Origin of the sequence: Stutzerimonas marianensis (assembly GCF_022810315.1) — a bacterium.
In the GTDB taxonomy this organism is placed as follows: domain Bacteria; phylum Pseudomonadota; class Gammaproteobacteria; order Pseudomonadales; family Pseudomonadaceae; genus Stutzerimonas; species Stutzerimonas marianensis.
Window position 1 is genome coordinate 24736 of record NZ_JALGRD010000015.1, and the last position, 19994, is coordinate 44729.

Sequence of the window (19994 nt, forward strand, 5' to 3'; positions counted from 1 at the left end):
CATGAAATCGATGCGCAACCTGCTGACCTATGCCTTGGCCCTGCTGCTCGTCGGCTGCGCGGGGCTCGGCCCACAGGAAACCGTCGAAGGGCCGGGCAACCCCGAAGACTGGACGGCCCACAAGGCCCGCATCAGCGAGATCGACGGCTGGCAGATCAACGGCAAGATCGGCATCCGGGCCCCGCAGGATTCAGGTAGCGGAACCCTGTTCTGGCTGCAGCGCCAGGATTATTTCGACATCCGCCTCTCCGGCCCGCTGGGCCGTGGTGCCACCCGCCTGACCGGACGGCCCGACACCGTCGCCCTGGAAGTCGCCGGCCAGGGCCGCTTCGAAGCCGACTCGCCCGAAGCACTGGTTGAAACTCAATTGGGCTGGCAGCTGCCCGTATCGAATCTGCTCTGGTGGATCCGCGGCCTGCCGGCGCCCGATAGTCGCAGCCGCATCGCGCTCGATAGCGAGGGTCGCCTCGCCTCCCTGCTGCAGGACGGCTGGGACGTGCAGTACCTCGCCTACGGAGAAGAAGACGGCTACGCCCTGCCGACACGCATCAAGCTGGCCGGCCGGGATCTGCAGGTCACCCTGGTGGTCAAGGACTGGCAACCGCGCCAGCTGGGCCGCTGAATGCAACCACTGACCCTGCCGGCTCCGGGCAAGCTCAACCTGATGCTGCACATCCTCGCTCGGCGGGCCGACGGCTATCACGAGCTGCAGACGCTGTTCCAGTTCATCGACCATGGCGACGAACTCAGCTTCAGCCTGCGCGACGACGGGCAGATCCGCCTGCACGGTGATCTGCCGGGTGTCGAGCACGACAGCAACCTGATCGTGCGCGCCGCGCGCCTGTTGCAGCGCGAGAGTGGCTGCCCATGGGGTGCGGACATCCAATTGATCAAGCGTCTACCCATGGGCGGCGGCATTGGCGGTGGCAGCTCCGACGCCGCCACCACCCTCCTCGGCCTCGACCACCTCTGGCAAACCCGCCTTGGCGAGGACCGTCTGGCCAGCATCGGCCTGTCGCTGGGCGCCGATGTTCCGGTGTTCGTCAGGGGGCGCGCGGCCTTTGCCGAGGGTGTCGGCGAACGCCTGCAACCGGTCGAATTGAGCGAGCCCTGGTTCCTCGTGATTGCACCGCAAGTCTCTGTTAGTACAGCGGAAATATTTTCCGACCCGGAGTTGACACGCAATACCCCGGCCATTACAGTTCGCAGCCTTCTTGCAGGGGGCGGTCGTAACGATTGCCAGCCGGTTGTCGAGAGGCGTTATCCGGAAGTCCGTAACGCCTTGAGCTTGTTGAACAAATTCGTTCCAGCAAGAATGACCGGCACTGGAGCTTGTGTGTTTGGGAGCTTCCCAAACAAGGGTGAGGCTGATACAGTCTGCCGCCAACTTCCAGCCGACTTGCCAGCGTTCGTCGCCCAAGGCCGCAACATTTCGATGCTGCACCGAAGGCTCGCGCAACTGGCGCAGGAAGTGAATGTGTAGCATCAGGTTGTACGTTACAGGGGCGTCGCCAAGCGGTAAGGCAGCAGGTTTTGATCCTGCCATGCGTTGGTTCGAATCCAGCCGCCCCTGCCATAACCTCCCAGAGGTCATGCGACAGCGCACATCCAGATTGAATCCACAGGGGCGTCGCCAAGCGGTAAGGCAGCAGGTTTTGATCCTGCCATGCGTTGGTTCGAATCCAGCCGCCCCTGCCATAACCTCCCAGAGGTCATGCGACAGCGCACATCCAGATTGAATCCACAGGGGCGTCGCCAAGCGGTAAGGCAGCAGGTTTTGATCCTGCCATGCGTTGGTTCGAATCCAGCCGCCCCTGCCATAACCTCCCAGAGGTCATGCGACAGCGCACATCCAGATTGAATCCACAGGGGCGTCGCCAAGCGGTAAGGCAGCAGGTTTTGATCCTGCCATGCGTTGGTTCGAATCCAGCCGCCCCTGCCATAACCTCCCAGAGGTCATGCGACAGCGCACATCCAGATTGAATCCACAGGGGCGTCGCCAAGCGGTAAGGCAGCAGGTTTTGATCCTGCCATGCGTTGGTTCGAATCCAGCCGCCCCTGCCATATATCACGAGAGCTGTTCAAAACGCCTGGCCTTTTGAACAGCTTTTTGTTTCATCGGATCCACCCTCAGGCAGGTACTGCGCGTGTCCAAGATGATGGTCTTCACGGGGAACGCCAACCCCGACCTGGCCCGGCGTGTCGTACGTCAGCTGCATATCCCGCTCGGTGACGCCTACGTCGGTAAGTTCTCCGACGGCGAAATCAGTGTCGAGATCAACGAAAACGTTCGCGGCAAGGACGTGTTCCTGATTCAACCGACCTGCGCACCTACCAATGACAATCTGATGGAACTGGTGGTGATGGCCGACGCCTTCCGCCGCTCTTCCGCCACACGCATCACGGCCGTCATCCCCTACTTCGGTTATGCCCGCCAGGATCGCCGTCCGCGTTCGGCACGGGTGCCGATCAGCGCCAAGGTCGTGGCCGACATGCTCGACGTCGTTGGCGTCAACCGCGTCCTCACCGTCGACCTGCACGCCGACCAGATCCAGGGCTTCTTCGACATGCCCGTGGACAACATCTACGGTTCGCCGGTACTGGTCGATGACATCCAGGCGCAGCGCTTCGAGAACCTGATGATCGTCTCCCCCGACATTGGCGGTGTGGTGCGTGCTCGTGCCGTCGCCAAGTCGCTGGGCGTAGACCTGGCCATCATCGACAAGCGTCGGCCGAAGGCCAACCAGTCGGAAGTCATGCACATCATCGGCGACATCGAAGGTCGCACCTGCATCCTCGTCGATGACATGGTCGATACCGCCGGCACCCTGTGCCACGCCGCTACTGCTCTGAAAGATCATGGCGCCGCCAAGGTCTTCGCGTATTGCACCCACCCCATTCTGTCCGGACGCGCCATCGAGAACATCGAAGGGTCGGTGCTCGACGAACTGGTGGTGACCAATACCATTCCGCTGTCCGCAGCGGCGCAAGCCTGTACCCGTATTCGCCAATTGGACATCGCGCCAATGGTCGCTGAAGCGGTTCGCCGCATCAGCAATGCAGAATCGATCAGCGCGATGTTCCGCTAAGCCTTCGAGCTCAGTCCTTCGCGCCGAACGAAAATGTGCCCCGCCTCGTGCGGGGTTTTTTGCCCAACCGCCCGCCCGTGCTGGTCGCGAGCACATCGGGTGCGTTGTCATCCTGGAGAAACACAATGACTGATTTCACCCTGAATGCCCAAGTGCGTTCCGACCTGGGGAAAGGTGCGAGCCGCCGCCTTCGTCGTAACGCTGCCCTCGTCCCGGCCGTGATCTACGGTGGCGACAAGGCTCCGCAATCGATCAGCCTGCTGGCCAAAGACCTGGCCAAGCTGCTGGAAACCGAAGCCTCCTTCAGCCACGTGCTGACCCTGAACGTCGACGGCCAGAACGAATCCGTTCTGATCAAGGCGCTGCAGCGTCATCCGGCCAAGAGCTTCGTCCTGCACGCCGACTTCGTTCGCGTCGTCGAAGGTCACAAGCTGACCGCTACCGTTCCGCTGCACTTCATCAACCAGGAGACCTCGGTTGGCGTGAAGCAGCAGGGCGGCGAAATCCTGCACAACATCAACGAAGTCGAAGTGTCCTGCCTGCCGCAGGACCTGCCTGAGTTCATCGAAGTCGACATGGCCAATGTCGAGATCGGCCAGGTTCTGCACATGACCGACCTCAAGCTGCCGAAAGGTGTCGAGCTGGTTGCCCTGGCCCACGGCAGTGACCTGCCGGTTGCCAACGTTCATGCGCCGCGCGTGAACAAGGAAGACACCCCGAAAGAAGAAGGCGCTGACGAGTAATCCGCTCGCCAAGACCTGAGGAAGGGCCTCTGTCGTGACTGCCGTTAAACTGATCGTCGGCCTGGGTAATCCAGGCCCGGAATACGACCAGACCCGGCATAACGCAGGGGCCCTTTTCGTTGAAAGGCTGGCAGCCCGCGAGGGCGTCAACCTCAGCGTGGATCGCAAGTACTTCGGTCTGGTCGGAAAATTCCGCCACCAGGGCGAGGACGTCCGGCTGCTGATCCCCACCACCTATATGAACCGCAGCGGTCAGGCGGTGGCGGCGCTGGCCGGATTTTTCCGAATTCCCCCTGAGTCCATCCTGGTCGCCCATGATGAACTCGACATGCCCCCCGGCGTCGCAAAGCTCAAGCAGGGCGGCGGACATGGAGGGCACAACGGGCTGCGCGACATCATCGCCAAGCTCGGCAACCAGAACAATTTCTACCGTCTGCGCCTGGGCATCGGGCATCCGGGGCATAGCAGCCTGGTGACCGGGTATGTGCTGGGGCGTGCGCCTCAGGCCGAGCGCGATAAGCTCGACGCCAGCATCGACTTCGCCTTCGACGTGCTTCCCGAGATTCTGTCCGGCGACTGGACGCGGGCGATGCAACGGCTGCACAGCCAGAAGGCCTGAAGACGCGAGCGGGCAAGCAAGACAAGGCAACGGCTGATCGGAACAGCGGCGCTCATACGCCTCACGCAGCCGTTTAACGCAGTTTGGCAAGGCCGGTGGCGCGCGCTGCCAGCCAATACGAGGCAAGACACCATGGGATTCAATTGCGGCATCGTCGGTCTGCCCAACGTTGGCAAGTCCACCCTGTTCAACGCCCTGACCAAATCAGGCATCGCTGCGGAAAACTTCCCTTTCTGCACGATCGAGCCGAACAGCGGCATCGTGCCGATGCCCGACCCTCGCTTGCAGGCCCTGGCGGACATCGTCAGCCCCGAGCGCATATTGCCCACCACCATGGAGTTCGTTGACATCGCCGGCCTGGTCGAAGGCGCCTCCAAGGGCGAGGGCCTGGGCAACAAATTCCTGGCCAACATTCGCGAAACCGATGCGATCGCGCATGTGGTGCGCTGCTTCGAAGACGACAACGTCATCCATGTCTCCAATTCGGTCGATCCCAAGCGCGACATCGAGATCATCGAGCTGGAGCTGATCTTCGCCGACCTCGACAGCTGCGAGAAGCAGCTGCAACGCGTTACACGAAGTGCCAAAGGCGGAGACAAGGAAGCCGTGGCGCAAAAGGCGCTGTTGGAAAAACTCATCCCGCATTTCACCGAAGGCAAGCCGGCGCGCACCCTGCTGAAGAAGCTGGGCGAAGAAGAAATCCGCCTGGCCAAGGGCTTTCACCTGCTCACCAGCAAGCCGGTGATGTACATCGCCAACGTCGCCGAGGACGGCTTCGAAAACAACCCACACCTCGACGTCGTCAACGCCATCGCCGCTGAAGAAGGGGCGGTGGTGGTGCCGGTGTGCAACAAGATCGAAGCGGAGATCGCCGAACTGGACGATGGCGAGGAAAAGGACATGTTCCTCGAATCCCTCGGCCTCGAAGAGCCTGGCCTGAACCGCGTGATCCGCGCCGGTTACGAGCTGCTCAATCTGCAGACCTACTTCACCGCCGGGGTCAAGGAAGTACGCGCCTGGACGGTCAAGGTTGGCGCCACCGCCCCGCAGGCGGCCGGCGTCATTCATACCGATTTCGAGAAGGGCTTCATCCGCGCCGAAGTCGTGGCCTACAACGACTTCATCCAGTACAACGGCGAAGCCGGTGCGAAAGAAGCGGGCAAATGGCGCCTGGAAGGCAAGGACTACATCGTCAAGGATGGCGACGTGATGCACTTCCGCTTCAACGTCTGACCAAGCCGGACCCAAGCCCCGTCACGCACCCGAGTGAAAACCTGACGAGCGACGAGCAACGGCGAAGACAGGCAAAAGAATGCGTGTAAACACGCACTTTTAAGCCTGTCTTCCATCCTGGCTGGTCAATCGCAGCGGTTTCACCGGGTCTGCAGGCGGGGCTTTTTCGTGCCCGGCTTCCGAATGACCACCCAGTCCGAATACAGGCAGCAGCCTGGCCGTTTGGCGACGACCGGCACGAATTCATCTCACCGTGCACGGAATATTCGCCCCGCTTATGCGGTCGGAACAGGCAGACTTGCCGAAGCCGGAGCCCAGATGAACAGCCTCACCGAACCGCCGCTGCACCACCTCGACGACAGCTTCTTCGACCGCGACGCCCAGCTCGTCGCCCAGGACCTGCTCGGAACCGTGATCCGTCACTGTGTCGACGGGCTCTGGCTGTCGGCCCGCATCATCGAGACGGAGGCCTACTATGTCGACGAGAAGGCGAGCCATTCCTCGCTCGGCTACAGCCCTTCTCGACGCGCGATGTTCATGCCGGCCGGTCATCTCTACCTCTATTACTCGCGCGGTGGCGACTCGCTGAATTTCAGCGTGCAAGGCGACGGCAACGCGGTCTGCGTCAAAGCGGGCTATCCCTGGGTCGACTCGCTGTCCTGCGAGGAATCCATCGAGCGCATGCGTAACAACAGCCCCGCCGCTGCCGGCGGCCCACGCCCGCTGACCCGCCTGTGCTCCGGCCAGACGCTGCTGTGCAAGGCGCTCGGCCTTACCGTGACGCAGTGGAATGCCCAGCGCATGGACCCGAACAAACTGCGCGTGGACGACATCGGCGCTCGTCCGGATATCGTCCAGACCACCCGTCTCGGCATCCCGCCCGGTCGCGACGAGCATCTGCCCTACCGTTTCGTCGATGCCGGCTTCGCGGCGCATTGCACACGCAATCCGCTGCGCCGTGGTCAGCGGGAAGGTGAAGACTTCGTCTTGCTGCGGCGCGAGCGACTCGCCAGCTGAAGATCAGGGGTTGTCCGATGGCGCGGCGCCAACCAGCCGAAGCCGCGTGATTTCAGAGGGCGCGCCGAAGCGCAACGGCGGGCCCCAGTATCCCGTACCCCGACTGATGTAGATCTGCATCGGTCCGACACGCTGCAGCCCGGCCACCCAGGGTTGCTGCCACCGCACGAAGTGCATCCAGGGCCAGAACTGGCCGCCGTGGGTGTGGCCTGACAGCTGAAGGTCGGCGCCCACCTCCGCCGCGGCTGCTGCCGAACGCGGCTGATGTGCCAGTAGGATGCGTGGCACCTTGTTCGGGGCGCCGCTGAACGCCCCGACCGGATCGCTGCGATGGCTCGGCCGGAAGAGTTCAGCCGAATAGTCAGCGACACCCGCCAGCACCAGGCAGGAACCGTCGTGCTCGAGCACCTCATGACGGTTGAGCAGGACCCGCATGCCCAACCGCTCGAACTCAGTGATCCAGCTGTCCGCGCCGGAGTAATACTCGTGGTTGCCGGTCACCACGTAGACGCCATGGCGGGCGCTCAGACCTGACAGCGGGGCGATGTCGTCGGCCAGATCCGCCACGCTGCCATCGACAAGATCACCAGTGATGACGACGAGATCGGGCGCCAGGGCATTGACACGCTTGACGATCGCATCGATGTAGCCGTGCTTGATCGTCGGGCCAACGTGAATGTCGCTGAGCTGGACGATGCTGAAACCGTGCAAGGCCGCGGGCAGGTCGCGCAAGGCGATGTCGCGCTCGACGACCCGAGCCGTCCGCCGCGCGTTGAACAAACCGAACAGCGTCAGCGCCATGACCATGGCGATCACCGCGAGCGCCGTACCCTTGTCGAGACCGGCCGACGCCCAGCCCAGCCAGGAAGCGAGCACGAGCACGAAGGCACGGAACAGGGCCAAGACCGCCAAGCTGGAAAAGATGCCCATCGCCAGCAACCCGGACCATGCCAACAGCGCATTGCCCGCACCCCGCACCAGCACGCCGTAGCGCATCAGCACGGCCGACAGTAGCAGGTAAAGCCAGGCCAGCGCCGTGCCGATCGTTCCCAGCTCCAGCGGGGGAATCAGGGTCACACCCACGAACGCATGCAGGCCGATCAACAAGACGACAACGGGTAAACGCCTGCTCATGCATGAGTTCTCGGATCAGGTGGCGCATGCACGCCTGCAGAGAGGCCGTGCCGCATCGATATGGGCGGAGCGGCAAGAATACCGCGGGCAGGCGCGCATGGCGCCCCCCGCTTCCATGGAACCCTGAATGGGCTCGCGCGGCTACATGACGCCGGGGTCCGGCATCGGGTCTGGCGGCGGAGGTTCCTTTTCCAGCTGTTCGAGCACTTCCTCCGGCAGGGTGTCGCCGTCGTCGAACTCGGTATCGCTTTCGGCCTCGTCGAGGTCATTCAGGGGCGATTCATCCGCCATCCAGGGGAGGACGGGCGTGTGGTTGGGCAGGGCAATGCTCGGCATCTCGGTTTCCTCGCAGCTGTACCTGCAGACTTAGGCAGGCACGACCGGGCATCGTTCGGCCGATCATCGCAGGCGGGCCCAAGCCTGCTGCGCCAGGCACTCGCCCAGATAGTCGAGAAAGCAGGTGATGCGCGCGGCCAGCGTGGTGTTGCGGTAGTACACCGCATGGATCGGCTGAAGCGTTTCCACATTCGCCTCGGCAAGCACCTCGATCAGGGCCCCGTCTGCACGATCCCGCGCTGTCATGAAGTCGGACAGGCAAGCGATGCCTTCGCCCGCCAGCGCCAACTGCCGCACTGTCTCGCCACTGGACGCCCAGAGGCTCGGCACGATCAGCCAGCTTTCGCCGAGCGGATGGCGCAGCGGCCAGTGATTGAGGCTTTCCGGCTGGGTGAAACCGATCAGGCTATGTCGCGCCAGGTCCTCGACCTGCTGCGGCCTGCCGCGCCTTGCGATGTAATCGGGGCTGGCAACGGCCCGAATCCGCGCGCGGCCAAGGGGGCGCGCGCGCAATGTCGAGTCGCGCAGCGGGCCGTGGCGCAGCGCGAGGTCGGTACGGTGCTCAAGCAGGTCGATGATCTGGTCGCTGCTGTGCAGTTCCAGCTCGATCTCCGGGTAGCGTTCACGAAACCCACCGATCAGCGGCACCAGCACATGCAACATGAACGGCGCCGACGCATTGATCCGCAGCCGTCCGGCCGGATGCTGCAAGCGTCGCGACATCTGCTCCTCGGCTTCCTCCACCGCCTCGAGAATCCGGCGGGCCTGGACGAGAAAGGTACTGCCCTCCTCCGTCAGCTCCAGACGACGGGTCGTGCGGCGCAAGAGCGTCGTCGAGAGCTTGGCTTCAAGACGCGCCAAGGCCCGGCTGACACCCGAGGCGGTCTGCCCAAGCTGCACCGCAGCACCTGAAATCGAACCGGTGTCGATGACCGCGGTGAAGGCCTGCAACTCGTCGAGGGTGGTTTTCATCTGTGACTTTCCGTCAATTATGTTTGGCCCGGTACCCGGTTTTTCCGCATGAGTCTGCGGTAGACACTGCGCGCCATGCAATCGACCGGAGTTTCAAAACCATGCCCATCGCCCTCTTCGCGCTGACACTCAGCGCGTTCGCCATCGGCACGACGGAGTTCGTCATCGTCGGCCTTATCCCGACCATCGCCAGCGACCTGGGCGTCAGCCTGCCCTCCGCCGGGCTGCTGGTCAGCCTCTACGCCCTCGGCGTCGCGGTTGGCGCACCGCTGCTCACCGCCCTGACCGGAACGGTGCCGCGAAAGCCACTGTTGCTGGCCCTGATGGTGTTGTTCACCGCGGGTAATCTCCTGGCCTGGCAAGCGCCCGGCTACGAGTCGTTGATCCTGGCGCGGATCGTCACCGGCCTGGCCCACGGCGTGTTCTTTTCCATCGGCTCGACCATCGCGACCAGCCTGGTCTCGAAGGACAAGGCCGCCAGCGCCATCGCGATCATGTTCACCGGCCTGACCGTCGCACTGGTGACAGGGGTGCCACTGGGCACCTTCATCGGACAGCAGTTCGGTTGGCGCGAAACCTTCCTCGCCGTGTCGCTACTCGGCGTGATCGCCTTTCTCGGCAGCCTGCTGTTCGTGCCCCGGCACATCCGGCACAGCAAACCTGCTTCCATCGTCAAGCAACTGGCCGTTCTGAAACAGCCACGCCTGCTGCTCGTCTATGCGATGACGGCGATCGGCTACGGCGGCTCCTTCATCGCGTTCACCTTTCTGGCGCCCATCCTGCAGCAGGTCAGCGGCTTTGGCGAAGGCGCGGTCAGCCTGGTGCTGCTGGTCTATGGCATCTCCGTTGCCCTGGGCAATATCTGGGGCGGGCGGCTCGCCGACCGGCGCGGGCCGGTCAGCGCGCTGAAGCTGATCTTCCTTTTGCTGGCAGCCGTGCTGCTTGTGCTCACCTTCACAGCAGCCAACGCCTGGCTGGCAGTGCTGACCGTCCTGCTCTGGGGCGCAGTGGCCTTCGGCAACGTGCCCGGACTGCAGGTCCACGTCGTGCGCCAGGCCGAGCGTTACACCCCGGACGCCGTGGATGTCGCCTCAGGCCTGAACATCGCCGCGTTCAACCTTGGCATCGCCGGTGGCGCATGGGTCGGCGGACATATCGTTGCGTCCATCGGTCTCATCCATACCGCCTGGATCGGTTCGCTGGTCGTCCTGATCGCCCTGGCGCTTACCCATTGGAGCGGCCGACTGGATGCGCAGCGCACCACCTCGGACCTCACCGCGCGCGAGCCAGCCCTCGCCGCCTCTCACTGACCAACCCACAGGAGACAATTCATGTCCATTCCAGCGTTTGGCCTCGGCACCTTCCGCCTCAAGGGTCAGCAAGTCATCGACTCGGTCACCATGGGCCTCGAACTTGGCTATCGGCACATCGACACCGCGCAGATCTACGAGAACGAAGCGGAAGTTGGGCAAGCCATCGCCGAAAGCCCCGTGCCGCGTGAAGAACTGTTCGTCACCACCAAGATCTGGACGAGCAACCTCGGCGCGGATCGGCTGCTGCCCAGCCTTGAAGAGAGCCTGAATAAACTGCGCCTGGAACGCGTCGACCTGACGCTGGTGCACTGGCCCTCACCGAACGATGAGCTACCGGTTGCCGACTATCTGTCGCGGATGATGGAAGCCAAGGCGCGCGGGCTGACCCGCGCCATCGGCATCTCCAACTTCACCGTCGCGCACATGCAACAGGCGATCGACGCCATTGGCGCCGAGAACATCGCCACCAACCAGGTCGAGGTGCATCCCTTCCTGCAAAATCGCAAGGTCATCGACTTCGCCCGCCAACACGGCATTCACATCACCGCCTACATGCCGCTCGCCTACGGCAAGGTGATGCAGGACGACACCCTCAAACGCATCGGCCAGGCGCACAACGCCAGCCCCGCCCAGGTCGCGCTCGCCTGGCTGTTGCAGCAGGGATTCGCCGCGATCCCCTCGTCCACCAAGCGCGAGAACCTCGCCGCCAACCTCGCCGCGCAGCAGCTGCGCCTGACCGACGAGGAGATGCAGCAGATCGCCACGCTGGACCGCAACGAGCGCCTGGCCAACCCCGGCTTCGCCCCCGAATGGGACTGAGCGAACGTGCGCCAACCACCGTCGGACGGGCGGCATAACCAATTGAAAAAGCAGGTAGAAAAACTGTGCGAGGAGGGTTGACAGCCAACCGCGCGGCGCGAATAATGCGCGCCACTTGGCTACGTAGCTCAGTTGGTTAGAGCATAGCATTCATAATGCTGGGGTCCGGGGTTCAAGTCCCTGCGTAGCCACCAAATTCAAAAAGGGTTCAGTGAAAGCTGAGCCCTTTTTTTGTGCCCGTCGTTTAGCCCCACCCTCTTGAGAACGACCATGACAGACCGCTTCGATAACCTTCGCGCCGAGCGCGACCTGCCCTACCGCCCTACCAGCACTCCACCCTCCCGCCCATATACCGGCCTCTGGAAGCAGATCGCGATCGGCATCGTGGTCGGACATCTGTCGCTGGGGTTGCTTGGTGCGGTGGTCTGGATGGTGGCGGCGCAGTTGCTTATTGGCGATTTGCAGATCGTGACGCCGTGGGCGGGGAAGCAAGGCTAACACCATTGCTGCGCTTCCACTGAAACACAGTCTTCGGACTCAATTCGTCCGCTTTCTTTGACGATTGATTTGGCAAGGACGCTATGAAAAAGATCGCGTTTTGTTTGTTCAGAGCCGCATTGGCGCTTGGTGTACTGGGATGGTTAGCCTTGCTGATATTCGGGGCGGACTGCTTATTTTTCCAGGCACCGGACGATGATGAAGTTCGTTGTTTTGCCGTCGCACTTGTTTTGCAGAAGCTAGCTTTGCTCCCGGCAACTATCCTGTCACTTGCGTCATTTGTGTGGCTAACGAGCCGGCAACAGAATCTCAGCATATTTTTGCTAATCATCCCGTACCTGATCTTAGAGTTTAAATTCTCCTAAGCCACAAGGCGTTAAAATAAATCTGCCCCCTTTTATTCCGGATGTGGCTCTGTCTGGCCAGGTCAAACCTGACCAAACAGTAGGTCACTTTTTATTGAACCAGTAAAACATTGCTCCTGATGCTAGCCATAACAGGCCAGCGGAACCTAGATAAACATACCAGTCTGGGCGGATCGCAGTAGCTGCAACTGGTGTTGCTAAAGATATGGCAGCCCCAGCGGCCACGGTGCATAAGCCGAACCGGATTGGCTGCGAGAGACTATGCTTTAGCTCCAATTCAATGTGGATTGCATATTCCGCCAAATTTTCAATGGAACTAATCGGCTTTATTTCAAGAAAAGAAGTTTGCTTAGTTACTTGTAGTGATTTTGCGAAAATCGGCACTTCAACATCATCGAACTGCACGGACGTTTCCAGAGGCATGACGGAGTTTATCGCTACATCACCAGAACCGTCGGCAATCGCAATTTTTGTATCTGAACCATCTGGATTTGCGAGGCCTAGTCGTAATATGTACCGGCTACCGTATTTGAGCTCGTAAAACGAGGAGCGCGATACTCCGTGATAACTGAGATTCAACTCCTTGCAGTCTTTAACAACGCTCTTTAGGTGAAAGTAGGTTAGATTGGGAAAGTAATCCTTGACTGCTTTAACACGGCCTTGCCAGTTATTGGCGTCGGCACTTTCCTCGACTTCAAAATGACTTAAAAATTTTGAAGGAGGGCCAAGTTCAGGCATTGCAGTTTTTATAGAGAGGTTGCAGAACTTCCCTAGCTTCATATAGATATGATAAACATCTGTTTCGTTGCTTTTTTCTATGGAAAAGACAGATGCCCACCTAATCGAAATGTTTTCGTGCGCTCCTTGAGATAGTCCTGATTTCTCAGTTCTTGTGAAAAATATTGCTACCCTTTTTCCTTCGAGTGAAGTTTTTGAGTTTAATATTTCATCAGAAACATACTTGATTTTATATCGGAAATGAACAATCCCTCCGCTCGGTAGCGAAAGGACTCTATATATGTCGGCTTTATATAGCGTTCGGCTGTCGGAACTAAAAGCACAAATTGCTTTCATTATATAGCCTCCGCAAGTGCTCTAATCCACCGATGTTTCACTACTTCATAAATTTGAAGCTTGGCTCTCTCTATTCCGTCCGTTTTGCTTTTATTCTGCCAGCGCTTATGGGGTTTTACTGTTCCGGACATTTTCCAGCCGGCACCCTTCAAAGACGCCCCCGATTCAGATGCTAGGGTGTAAGTGATCACTCTTTCACCACCCATTGACCGCCAGATAGCGCAGCATTTGCTCAAGAGGAAGCTGCAAGCTCCCTTTGGAGCTCCTTCTTTAACGCATAGCCGCGTCAATTCAATCGTAACTCCATCCATGTATGTGGCTGAAACGGGGCTGCTGGCGATCACAACCCCAACCACTTCACCAGATGAATTCACGGCAGCCAGGGCCCATTTCCCATTATTCCTGGTGGTAGGCCGATGATGCCTGTGGTGCTCGGCAATGAATGCATTTGCCTCTTTAATTGATATCGGTTTCGCAGATATTACTTTTGCCACCCGTTACCCCGTCCCTGCCTAAAGCAATCACTAGCCAGCGTAATGCATGGCCGAGAAGCTATCTTGCGGCTAAGAGAAGGTAAAGCGGTCATGACTCCAATCGCCTGACTTTCTGAAAAGCAATGGGATGGCCGGGAAGAAGGCGGGCGAAAAGGCCCGCCTGTGGTTTCCTATGGTTTAGCAGAGGCATTCCTAACGATTCCTGATGCTGGGTCCGGGGTTCAAGTCCCTGCGTAGCCAACCTCCGCTACGCCGCTCATCTCCGTTCGCCTGTCCGCCTGCTTGCCGAGCTGCCAGCCGAGATAGCCCCAGAGCAGCGCGCAGATCGCGCCAGCAACGGCGACCAGGCCGGCGCCCTGCCCGAACATGTCCAGTGCCGTCTTCCCCCAACCGCTGATGGCATCGCCGGCGCGGTAGACGACGGTGTCGATGACGTTCTTCGCCTTGTACTTGCTCTCGGCATCCAGCGGCGCGAAGAGCATCTCGCGGCCGGGCCGGACGAAGGCGTACTCGCCGATGCGGCGCACGATCATCAACGCCGCGAGCACGGCGAAGCTGGGCATCAGCGCGAGGCCGATAAAACCGACGCCGACCAGCAGCGGCACGATGGCCAGCAGCACACGCACGCCGAGTTTCTGCGCCAGGCGCCCGGTGATGAAGAGTTGCGACAGCAGCGCGCCCGCCTGGACCACCACATCGATGATGCCGAACACGCGAACCTGGGCGGCGCGGTCGGGGAACAGCTCAGCCACCAGGCGCGCCTGCTCGAAGTAGAGAAAGGTGGTCACAGTGGCCAGCAGCACCACGAAACCGGCGATGCCGAGCAGGTAGGGCGACTGCATCACCCGGGTCAGGCCGCTGAAGGGGTTGCCGGGCACCGGTCGACGCGTGCTCTCCGCCGGAGCCGCGCCGGGGCGCCCCGCTCCGCCGATCTCGCGCCAGCGCATCAGCGAGAACTTGAGCGCCAGCGCCGCGCCCAGCAACAAGGCGGCCAGCAGCATCAGCCCCGACTCGCCCAGGCTGCCAACCAACAGCGCGCTGAGCGCCGGCCCGACCAGCCCGCCGACGCTCGCACCGGCAGCGATGAAGGCGAACAGCCGCTTGGCCTGGGCGCTGTCGAACACATCCGCCATCAGGCTCCAGGCCACCGACACGACGAACAGGTTGTAGACCGAGATCCACACGTAGAACACCCGCGCCAGCCAGGCGCTGTCACCCTGCAGCAGAAACAGCACGGAGAAGCCCAGCAGGTTCAGGCAGAAGAAGCCGTATACCCAATCGACGAAATGCAGGCGCGGTACGTGGGAACTGAGCCAGGCGAACAGGGGCACGGCTGCCAGCATGACGAAGAAGGTGGCGGTGAACAGCCATTGCAGGTTCTCCACGCCGGCGGCGATGCCCATCGACTCGCGGATCGGGCGCAGCATGAAGTAACCGGCGAACAGGCAGAAAAACAGCAGGAAGCCACTCAGTGCCGGGCGCAGCTCATGCGCTTCGGCATTGATCGCGGCACTCAGGCGATGCACAACGGATGGCGTGCTCATGGGCGCGCTCCTGAAGAATGAAGTGAGAACAGGGCGCGAGCGCAAGGCCCGCGCCCGAGGATTCAGGGGTAGCGCACGCCGGTCAGACGTTCCGACAGCTGCCACAGCCGCGTGGCGTCCGCCTGGTTCGCGGCGGCGTCGGGAACCCTGGCAAAGCCCAGCGGCCCGCGTTTTTCTTCCTCGCCGGTCGGCCCGTAGTAGGCACCGCCAATGGCGTCAGGCGCAGTGGCGCCATACAGCGTCGGCAGCGCGCCCTGGGCGGCGGAGTGGTAGTTGTCGCGGTCCTTGGCCCAGTTGGCGGCGAACTCACTGTCCAGCCCGGGGCCGCGCTCGACCAGCTCGGTGACGGCCACTCCGGGGTGCGCAGCGATGCTGCGAATGCCCCAGCCGGATGCGTCGCTGTGGCGTTGCAGCTCCATGGCCCACATCAATACCGCGAGCTTGGACTGCGCATAGGTGGCGTAGGGGTTGTAGCGCTGCTCGGCCTGCAGGTCCGCGAAGTCCAGCTGGCCACGACCCGCCGCGATACTGGAGAGGCTGACCACCCGGGCATCGTCGCTTTCCAGCAGCAGCGGCATGAGCAACGCTGTCAGGGCGAACGGGCCGAGGTAGTTGGTGGCCAGCTGCAGCTCGTGGCCGTCGGCCGAGGTGCCGCGCTCAGGTGGCGCCATGATCGCGGCATTGTTGATCAGGACGTCCAGGCGCGGCAGGCGCTCCTGCAGACGCTCGGCCAGGCTGCGCACCGAGGCCAGGTTGGCTAGGTCGACTGCCTCGAACTGCACGCGGGCTTCCGGCACCTGCTCCCGTATCCGTTCGATCGTCTGCTGCCCGCGCTCGGCATTGCGCGCGGCGATGATCACCTCGGCACCGGCGCGCGACAGCGCCAGCGCATCTTCGTAGCCCATGCCACTGGTACCGCCGGTAACCAGCACGATGCGGCCCGTCTGGTCCGGCATGTCAGCCAGGCTCCAGTCCGGCTTCGGTGCTGCACGGTTGGCGGCCTCGGCCGTCAGCGCGCCAGCCACTGCCACCCCGGCGATCAGCGTTCTGGCCAGCTTCAGCAGATGCCGGGCGTGGCCGCCCGGCGCGGTTGCGGTTCTGTGCGTCATGTTCCAGTCCTCGTCGTCGTTGCAAACAGGCCGACCTCCGATGGAAGTGGCCGACGCGAGGATTATCAGCGTACGGAAATCCAGTGATAATCCGGGAAAACATGGACAGGCTGTACGATCATCCGTACAGCCAAACGCTTTGCGGGGGTATTCATGCGCCAACCCAACCTGAGTGACGTCGCGCTGTTCGCTGCCGTGGTCGAGGCCGGCGGCTTTCGTGCTGCCGCACAGACCCGAGGCATGTCGGCCTCGTCGTTGAGCGACTGCGTGCGCCGGCTGGAGGGCGACCTCGGCCTGCGCCTGCTCAACCGCACCACCCGCAGCGTCACCCCGACCACCGCCGGCGAACGCCTGCTGGAGCGCCTGCGCCCGGCGCTGGAAGAGATCCACGCCGCGTTCAACGACCTCGACGACGAATCCCAGCGCCCGGTCGGCACCCTCAAGCTGAACGTACCGGTCCCGGTGGCGCGCTTCGTGCTGCCGGACCTGCTGAGCCGCTTCCTCAAGCTTTATCCGGCGGTGAACGTCGAGGTGGTGATGGACAACACCTTCATCGACGTCATCGCGGCGGGCTACGACGCTGGTGTGCGTTACGAAGAAAGCCTGGCCAAGGACATGATCGCCATCCCCATCGGCCCGCGCCGGCAACGCTTCGTGGCCGCCGCCGCACCGGCCTACCTCGACGCCCACGGCACACCACGCCACCCCGGCGAGCTGACCGGGCATCAGCTGCTCGGCCATCGCTTCGAGAGCGGCAAGCTGGGCGTGTTCGAGTTCGAGAAGGACGGCCGGACCTTGCGTGTACCGCCGCAGGGCCAGTTGGCCACTTCCTCACATGATTTGAAAACCAGCGCGGCAATCAACGGCCTCGGGATCATCTACACCTTCGAGGACTTCCTCCGCGAGCCGCTGGCCGATGGGCGCCTGACGCCCATCCTCGAGGACTGGTGGCAGTCCTTCGATGGCCCCTTCCTCTACTACCACGGCCGCCGCCACATGCCCTCGCCGCTGCGAGCCTTCGTCGACTTCCTGAAGGCCGAGGGGCGAGAGCCAGCCTGAGGGCAGCCGGTCAGGGCCGCGGCAGATAGCCCGGCAGACTTTCCAGCCGGGTCATCCAGCGCGCCACGTTGCCATAGGGGCCGAGGTCGACGCTGCCCTCCGGCGCCAGCACCACGTAGGGGTAGACGGCGCAATCGGCGATGGTAGGCCGCCCCATCGCCAGCCAGTCGTTCGTTTCCAGATGCGCATCGAGCAGCGCGAGCGCCGCGGGCGCCTTGGCCAGCGCGGCCTCCTTGTCCAACGGGTAGCCGAACTTTTCCACCAGCCGCGCGGCGCACAGGCTGTGCTGCACCTCGTTGGCGGCGAAGGACAGCCACTGCACGATCTCGGCCTGTCCGCGGGCATGGTCCGGCCACCAGGCCAGGCCGCCGTAGGTACCGGCGAGATAGACCAGGATCGCCTGGGAATCGCGTACCACATGGCCGTCATCCTCGAGCACCGGCACCTGCCGCAGCGGGTTCATGTCGGACAGTGGCGGCTTCTTGTGCGCGCCATTGGCGAGATCCACCGGCACCCGTTCCAGTTCAATGTCGGCCAGCGCCGCGAACAGGCGCACCTTGTAGCAGTTGCCGGAAGCTTCCAGGTCGTACAGTTTCATTGCGCATCTCCTTCGACGAGCTGATTGAATTCGAGAACGTTGCCGTCCGGGTCCCGGATGAACAGCGCGATCCGCCGCGGGCCGATGTGATGCGGCCCCTCGGTGATGACGATGCCCTCCTCGCCCAGCCAGCGCTGCAGCGCCTGGAGGTCATCGACGATAAACGCCGGATGGGTCATGCCCGGGCGCTTGACTGGCGCATCCAGCAGTACGTTGTGCGCGTCGCGGGTACGCGCGCCGTTGAAGATCAGGTTGATGCGCACGCCGTCCGGGCTGAGCATCTCGTTGGCCTCGAACAGCGGGAAGCTGGCGCTCTCGACGAAGCCCAGCGCCTGGTAGAAGGCCATGGCGCGACGGCGGTCGCTGACACGGATGCCGATGTGGTCATAGGCGAGGATACGAGCGGGGCTGGATGATGGGTTCATGTGCGAAACTCCAGAAGTCATCGGTCCGGGACAGTGTCCGCCGCGCAGCGGATTCCAGCTATGCCGCGGACCTGACAACACCCCTGCAGCAATCGCACAAATCGAAGGTGGCAATGGACAAGCTCAAGGCGATGGCCAATTTCGTGAGGATCGTCAACAACGGCAGCCTGAGCTCGGCGGCCGACGCCAGCGGCCAGTCCGTGGCATCGGTGGTGCGCTCGCTGGCCGCGCTGGAGCGCCACCTGGGCGTGCGCCTGCTCAACCGCAGCACCCGGCGCATGGCCCTCACCGACGAAGGCGCGCAATACCTGGCCTGGAGCCGACGCATGCTTGCCGAGTTCGCCGACTTCGAGCAGCGCCTGGACGCGCAGGACGGCAACGTTCACGGCCTGCTGCGCCTCACCGCCCCGGTGGAATTCGGCCAGCGCTACCTGGCGCCCCTGGTCAATGCCTTTCTCAAGGAGCACCCGCCGGTACAGGTGGAGCTGAACCTGAACGACCAGATCGTCCCGCTGCTGGACGAACGCCTCGACCTCGCCCTGCGCATCGGCCACCTGCCCGACTCGACCCTCGTCGCGCGCCCGCTCGGCACCACCCGGCTGGTCACCTGCGCCAGCCCGGACTACCTCGCCAGCAGCCCGCCGATCGACACCCCGGCCGCGCTTAAGGAGCACGCCTGCATCCTCTTCGCCGCGCAGGGCCGGCACTGGTACTACCGCGACGGCGACAGGGAACAGGTCGAAGAGATCACCCCGCGCCTGACCTGCAACCAGATCCGCAGCGCGAGCCTTGCCTGCGTTCAGGGCCTGGGCATCACCCGGCTGATGCACTACCAGGTCGCCGACGAACTGGCCGATGGGCGCCTGGTCAGGCTACTGAAGGATTACGAACCGAAGGACCTGCCGATCCAGCTCGTCTACCCGCACAGCCTGCAACTGTCGCCACGGGTGCGGGCGTTTGTGGAGTGGGCTTGTCCGCAGTTGGAGCGGGTCATGCCGGTGTTGGAAGCCCGTTAGCAGGTGCCGCGGTCTTCCGAGGCGCCTCTCGACCGACAGCAGCGCTAGTCGCATTTCAGACAAAGCCGATCCAGCGGCCCGCTATCAGTATGGATAGCCACAGAATGGCGGATGTGGCGGCCAGCACGCGAACGCGTACCCTCGGTGGCCCGCCATGCAGCGCGGCATGAAAGTGCTCGCCGCGATGCTGAAGTGCGATGTTGCAGATGGCCAGCAGGAGCAGTGCGACCTTGCAGAGGAAGGCAGGATTGCCCACATACTCCACGGGGTTCACCGAGAACAACCAGAGCCCCGTCATCACCGCCAGCGTGGCGCCCGTTGCCGCCGCTCGGACGAGAAAGGGGCCGAGGACCGACAGATCCCGGCCGCGCGCAGACCGCAATAGGAGCACATCCAACGGCAGTATCGAGCCCAGGAGTAGTGCTATGCCAAGGATGTGTGCAGCGTTGACGACGAGATAGGCGACCCAGTACTCCTGCAGGAAGACGGCACCGGGCCAGCCCGCAAGCGACTGCAGGAAAGCCGTCATCGCCCTGT

At 62.5% G+C, this 19994-nt stretch carries 22 protein-coding genes and 6 tRNA genes; 18 read left to right on the forward strand and 10 right to left on the reverse strand.

Going from position 1 to position 19994, the window contains the following annotated elements:
- Nucleotide 1: 1 nt before the first annotated feature.
- From lolB to MST27_RS20915, 12 genes are all read left to right on the forward strand, one after another.
- Nucleotides 2-622 (forward strand): lipoprotein insertase outer membrane protein LolB, encoded by a 621-nt coding sequence (lolB, locus tag MST27_RS20860; protein ID WP_243607816.1) that lies wholly within the window; start codon nt 2-4, stop codon nt 620-622.
- Nucleotides 623-1483, forward strand: a complete 861-nt coding sequence (gene ispE, locus MST27_RS20865) for a 4-(cytidine 5'-diphospho)-2-C-methyl-D-erythritol kinase (protein ID WP_243607817.1) — start codon at nt 623-625, stop codon at nt 1481-1483.
- Nucleotides 1484-1501: 18 nt separating this feature from the next.
- Nucleotides 1502-1576: transfer RNA gene (locus MST27_RS20870), tRNA-Gln, on the forward strand.
- 47 nt (nt 1577-1623) lie between these two features.
- Nucleotides 1624-1698 (forward strand) — tRNA-Gln (locus MST27_RS20875).
- A 47-nt stretch (nt 1699-1745) separates the two neighbouring features.
- Nucleotides 1746-1820, forward strand: a tRNA-Gln gene (locus tag MST27_RS20880).
- A 47-nt stretch (nt 1821-1867) separates the two neighbouring features.
- Nucleotides 1868-1942 (forward strand) — tRNA-Gln (locus tag MST27_RS20885).
- A 47-nt stretch (nt 1943-1989) separates the two neighbouring features.
- Nucleotides 1990-2064, forward strand: a tRNA-Gln gene (locus tag MST27_RS20890).
- Nucleotides 2065-2147: 83 nt separating this feature from the next.
- Nucleotides 2148-3089 carry a ribose-phosphate pyrophosphokinase gene (locus MST27_RS20895; RefSeq protein WP_021208703.1) on the forward strand — a complete coding sequence of 314 codons (942 nt, stop codon included), beginning with the start codon at nt 2148-2150 and terminating at the stop codon, nt 3087-3089.
- A 125-nt stretch (nt 3090-3214) separates the two neighbouring features.
- Nucleotides 3215-3832, forward strand: coding sequence for a 50S ribosomal protein L25/general stress protein Ctc (locus tag MST27_RS20900; protein WP_243607818.1), 618 nt, complete (start codon nt 3215-3217; stop codon nt 3830-3832).
- Between the two features lie 34 nt (nt 3833-3866).
- The gene (pth, locus tag MST27_RS20905) at nt 3867-4451 is read left to right on the forward strand and encodes an aminoacyl-tRNA hydrolase (protein ID WP_243607819.1); all 585 of its coding nucleotides are present in this window, start codon (nt 3867-3869) and stop codon (nt 4449-4451) included.
- 132 nt (nt 4452-4583) lie between these two features.
- On the forward strand, nt 4584-5684 hold the full coding sequence (gene ychF, locus MST27_RS20910) for a redox-regulated ATPase YchF (protein WP_243607820.1): 1101 nt from the start codon (nt 4584-4586) through the stop codon (nt 5682-5684).
- Nucleotides 5685-6002: 318 nt separating this feature from the next.
- A complete protein-coding gene (locus tag MST27_RS20915; RefSeq protein ID WP_243607821.1) occupies nt 6003-6701 on the forward strand; it encodes a DNA-3-methyladenine glycosylase in 699 nt (232 codons plus the stop codon).
- 3 nt (nt 6702-6704) lie between these two features.
- Here the strand turns inward: MST27_RS20915 and MST27_RS20920 are convergent, their stop codons facing one another.
- The 3 genes from MST27_RS20920 to MST27_RS20930 all read right to left on the reverse strand — a co-directional run bounded on the left by MST27_RS20920 (nt 6705) and on the right by MST27_RS20930 (nt 9143).
- Entirely contained in the window at nt 6705-7835 is a 1131-nt protein-coding gene (locus MST27_RS20920; RefSeq protein ID WP_243607822.1) for a metallophosphoesterase, read from the reverse strand.
- A 141-nt stretch (nt 7836-7976) separates the two neighbouring features.
- Nucleotides 7977-8171, reverse strand: a complete 195-nt coding sequence (locus MST27_RS20925) for a hypothetical protein (RefSeq protein ID WP_243607823.1) — start codon at nt 8169-8171, stop codon at nt 7977-7979.
- 63 nt (nt 8172-8234) lie between these two features.
- On the reverse strand, nt 8235-9143 hold the full coding sequence (locus MST27_RS20930) for a LysR substrate-binding domain-containing protein (RefSeq protein WP_243607824.1): 909 nt from the start codon (nt 9141-9143) through the stop codon (nt 8235-8237).
- A gap of 101 nt (nt 9144-9244) precedes the next feature.
- On the opposite strand from MST27_RS20930, the gene MST27_RS20935 reads away from it, so the two are divergent.
- The 4 genes from MST27_RS20935 (at nt 9245) to MST27_RS20950 (ending at nt 11773) form a co-directional block, all read left to right on the forward strand.
- Nucleotides 9245-10453 (forward strand): MFS transporter, encoded by a 1209-nt coding sequence (locus MST27_RS20935; RefSeq protein WP_243607825.1) that lies wholly within the window; start codon nt 9245-9247, stop codon nt 10451-10453.
- Between the two features lie 21 nt (nt 10454-10474).
- Nucleotides 10475-11275, forward strand: coding sequence for a 2,5-didehydrogluconate reductase DkgB (gene dkgB, locus MST27_RS20940; protein ID WP_243607826.1), 801 nt, complete (start codon nt 10475-10477; stop codon nt 11273-11275).
- 117 nt (nt 11276-11392) lie between these two features.
- Nucleotides 11393-11469: transfer RNA gene (locus MST27_RS20945), tRNA-Met, on the forward strand.
- 76 nt (nt 11470-11545) lie between these two features.
- Nucleotides 11546-11773 carry a hypothetical protein gene (locus MST27_RS20950; RefSeq protein ID WP_243607827.1) on the forward strand — a complete coding sequence of 76 codons (228 nt, stop codon included), beginning with the start codon at nt 11546-11548 and terminating at the stop codon, nt 11771-11773.
- Nucleotides 11774-12222: 449 nt separating this feature from the next.
- Here the strand turns inward: MST27_RS20950 and MST27_RS20955 are convergent, their stop codons facing one another.
- The 4 genes from MST27_RS20955 to MST27_RS20965 form a co-directional block, all read right to left on the reverse strand.
- Entirely contained in the window at nt 12223-13212 is a 990-nt protein-coding gene (locus MST27_RS20955) for a hypothetical protein (protein WP_243607828.1), read from the reverse strand.
- Nucleotides 13212-13706, reverse strand: a complete 495-nt coding sequence (locus MST27_RS22695; RefSeq protein ID WP_420864261.1) for an XF1762 family protein — start codon at nt 13704-13706, stop codon at nt 13212-13214. The genes MST27_RS20955 and MST27_RS22695 overlap by 1 nt, the downstream gene beginning before the upstream one ends.
- Nucleotides 13707-13927: 221 nt before the next feature.
- A complete protein-coding gene (locus MST27_RS20960; RefSeq protein WP_243607829.1) occupies nt 13928-15250 on the reverse strand; it encodes an NTP/NDP exchange transporter in 1323 nt (440 codons plus the stop codon).
- A 62-nt stretch (nt 15251-15312) separates the two neighbouring features.
- Nucleotides 15313-16359, reverse strand: coding sequence for an SDR family oxidoreductase (locus MST27_RS20965; protein WP_243607830.1), 1047 nt, complete (start codon nt 16357-16359; stop codon nt 15313-15315).
- 153 nt (nt 16360-16512) lie between these two features.
- Here MST27_RS20965 and MST27_RS20970 point away from each other — a divergent pair, with 153 nt between their 5' ends.
- Nucleotides 16513-17418 carry a LysR family transcriptional regulator gene (locus MST27_RS20970; RefSeq protein ID WP_243607831.1) on the forward strand — a complete coding sequence of 302 codons (906 nt, stop codon included), beginning with the start codon at nt 16513-16515 and terminating at the stop codon, nt 17416-17418.
- Nucleotides 17419-17428: 10 nt separating this feature from the next.
- Here the strand turns inward: MST27_RS20970 and MST27_RS20975 are convergent, their stop codons facing one another.
- Together MST27_RS20975 and MST27_RS20980 are read right to left on the reverse strand one after the other, a co-directional pair.
- The gene (locus tag MST27_RS20975) at nt 17429-18016 is read right to left on the reverse strand and encodes a glutathione S-transferase family protein (RefSeq protein ID WP_243607832.1); all 588 of its coding nucleotides are present in this window, start codon (nt 18014-18016) and stop codon (nt 17429-17431) included.
- Nucleotides 18013-18441, reverse strand: a complete 429-nt coding sequence (locus MST27_RS20980) for a VOC family protein (protein ID WP_243364291.1) — start codon at nt 18439-18441, stop codon at nt 18013-18015. Before MST27_RS20980 ends, MST27_RS20975 begins: the two co-directional genes overlap by 4 nt.
- A gap of 113 nt (nt 18442-18554) precedes the next feature.
- On the opposite strand from MST27_RS20980, the gene MST27_RS20985 reads away from it, so the two are divergent.
- Nucleotides 18555-19457 carry a LysR family transcriptional regulator gene (locus tag MST27_RS20985; RefSeq protein WP_243607833.1) on the forward strand — a complete coding sequence of 301 codons (903 nt, stop codon included), beginning with the start codon at nt 18555-18557 and terminating at the stop codon, nt 19455-19457.
- A gap of 55 nt (nt 19458-19512) precedes the next feature.
- On the opposite strand, the gene MST27_RS20990 is transcribed toward MST27_RS20985, so the two are convergent.
- The gene (locus MST27_RS20990; RefSeq protein ID WP_243607834.1) at nt 19513-19986 is read right to left on the reverse strand and encodes a DUF2214 domain-containing protein; all 474 of its coding nucleotides are present in this window, start codon (nt 19984-19986) and stop codon (nt 19513-19515) included.
- Nucleotides 19987-19994 lie beyond the last annotated feature (8 nt).

Excerpts from the sequence above, each read along its gene's own strand:
- MST27_RS20900 (WP_243607818.1), top strand. The coding sequence starts at position 3,215 with ATGACTGATTTCACCCTGAATGCCCAAGTGCGTTCCGACCTGGGGAAA.
- MST27_RS20990 (WP_243607834.1), bottom strand. The coding sequence starts at position 19,986 with ATGACGGCTTTCCTGCAGTCGCTTGCGGGCTGGCCCGGTGCCGTCTTC.
- ispE (WP_243607817.1), top strand. The coding sequence starts at position 623 with ATGCAACCACTGACCCTGCCGGCTCCGGGCAAGCTCAACCTGATGCTG.
- MST27_RS20955 (WP_243607828.1), bottom strand. The coding sequence starts at position 13,212 with ATGAAAGCAATTTGTGCTTTTAGTTCCGACAGCCGAACGCTATATAAA.
- MST27_RS20935 (WP_243607825.1), top strand. The coding sequence starts at position 9,245 with ATGCCCATCGCCCTCTTCGCGCTGACACTCAGCGCGTTCGCCATCGGC.
- MST27_RS20985 (WP_243607833.1), top strand. The coding sequence starts at position 18,555 with ATGGACAAGCTCAAGGCGATGGCCAATTTCGTGAGGATCGTCAACAAC.
- MST27_RS20960 (WP_243607829.1), bottom strand. The coding sequence starts at position 15,250 with ATGAGCACGCCATCCGTTGTGCATCGCCTGAGTGCCGCGATCAATGCC.
- dkgB (WP_243607826.1), top strand. The coding sequence starts at position 10,475 with ATGTCCATTCCAGCGTTTGGCCTCGGCACCTTCCGCCTCAAGGGTCAG.
- MST27_RS20970 (WP_243607831.1), top strand. The coding sequence starts at position 16,513 with ATGCGCCAACCCAACCTGAGTGACGTCGCGCTGTTCGCTGCCGTGGTC.
- MST27_RS20950 (WP_243607827.1), top strand. The coding sequence starts at position 11,546 with ATGACAGACCGCTTCGATAACCTTCGCGCCGAGCGCGACCTGCCCTAC.
- MST27_RS20965 (WP_243607830.1), bottom strand. The coding sequence starts at position 16,359 with ATGACGCACAGAACCGCAACCGCGCCGGGCGGCCACGCCCGGCATCTG.
- MST27_RS20915 (WP_243607821.1), top strand. The coding sequence starts at position 6,003 with ATGAACAGCCTCACCGAACCGCCGCTGCACCACCTCGACGACAGCTTC.
- ychF (WP_243607820.1), top strand. The coding sequence starts at position 4,584 with ATGGGATTCAATTGCGGCATCGTCGGTCTGCCCAACGTTGGCAAGTCC.
- lolB (WP_243607816.1), top strand. The coding sequence starts at position 2 with ATGAAATCGATGCGCAACCTGCTGACCTATGCCTTGGCCCTGCTGCTC.
- MST27_RS20920 (WP_243607822.1), bottom strand. The coding sequence starts at position 7,835 with ATGAGCAGGCGTTTACCCGTTGTCGTCTTGTTGATCGGCCTGCATGCG.
- MST27_RS20980 (WP_243364291.1), bottom strand. The coding sequence starts at position 18,441 with ATGAACCCATCATCCAGCCCCGCTCGTATCCTCGCCTATGACCACATC.
- MST27_RS20925 (WP_243607823.1), bottom strand. The coding sequence starts at position 8,171 with ATGCCGAGCATTGCCCTGCCCAACCACACGCCCGTCCTCCCCTGGATG.
- MST27_RS20930 (WP_243607824.1), bottom strand. The coding sequence starts at position 9,143 with ATGAAAACCACCCTCGACGAGTTGCAGGCCTTCACCGCGGTCATCGAC.
- MST27_RS20975 (WP_243607832.1), bottom strand. The coding sequence starts at position 18,016 with ATGAAACTGTACGACCTGGAAGCTTCCGGCAACTGCTACAAGGTGCGC.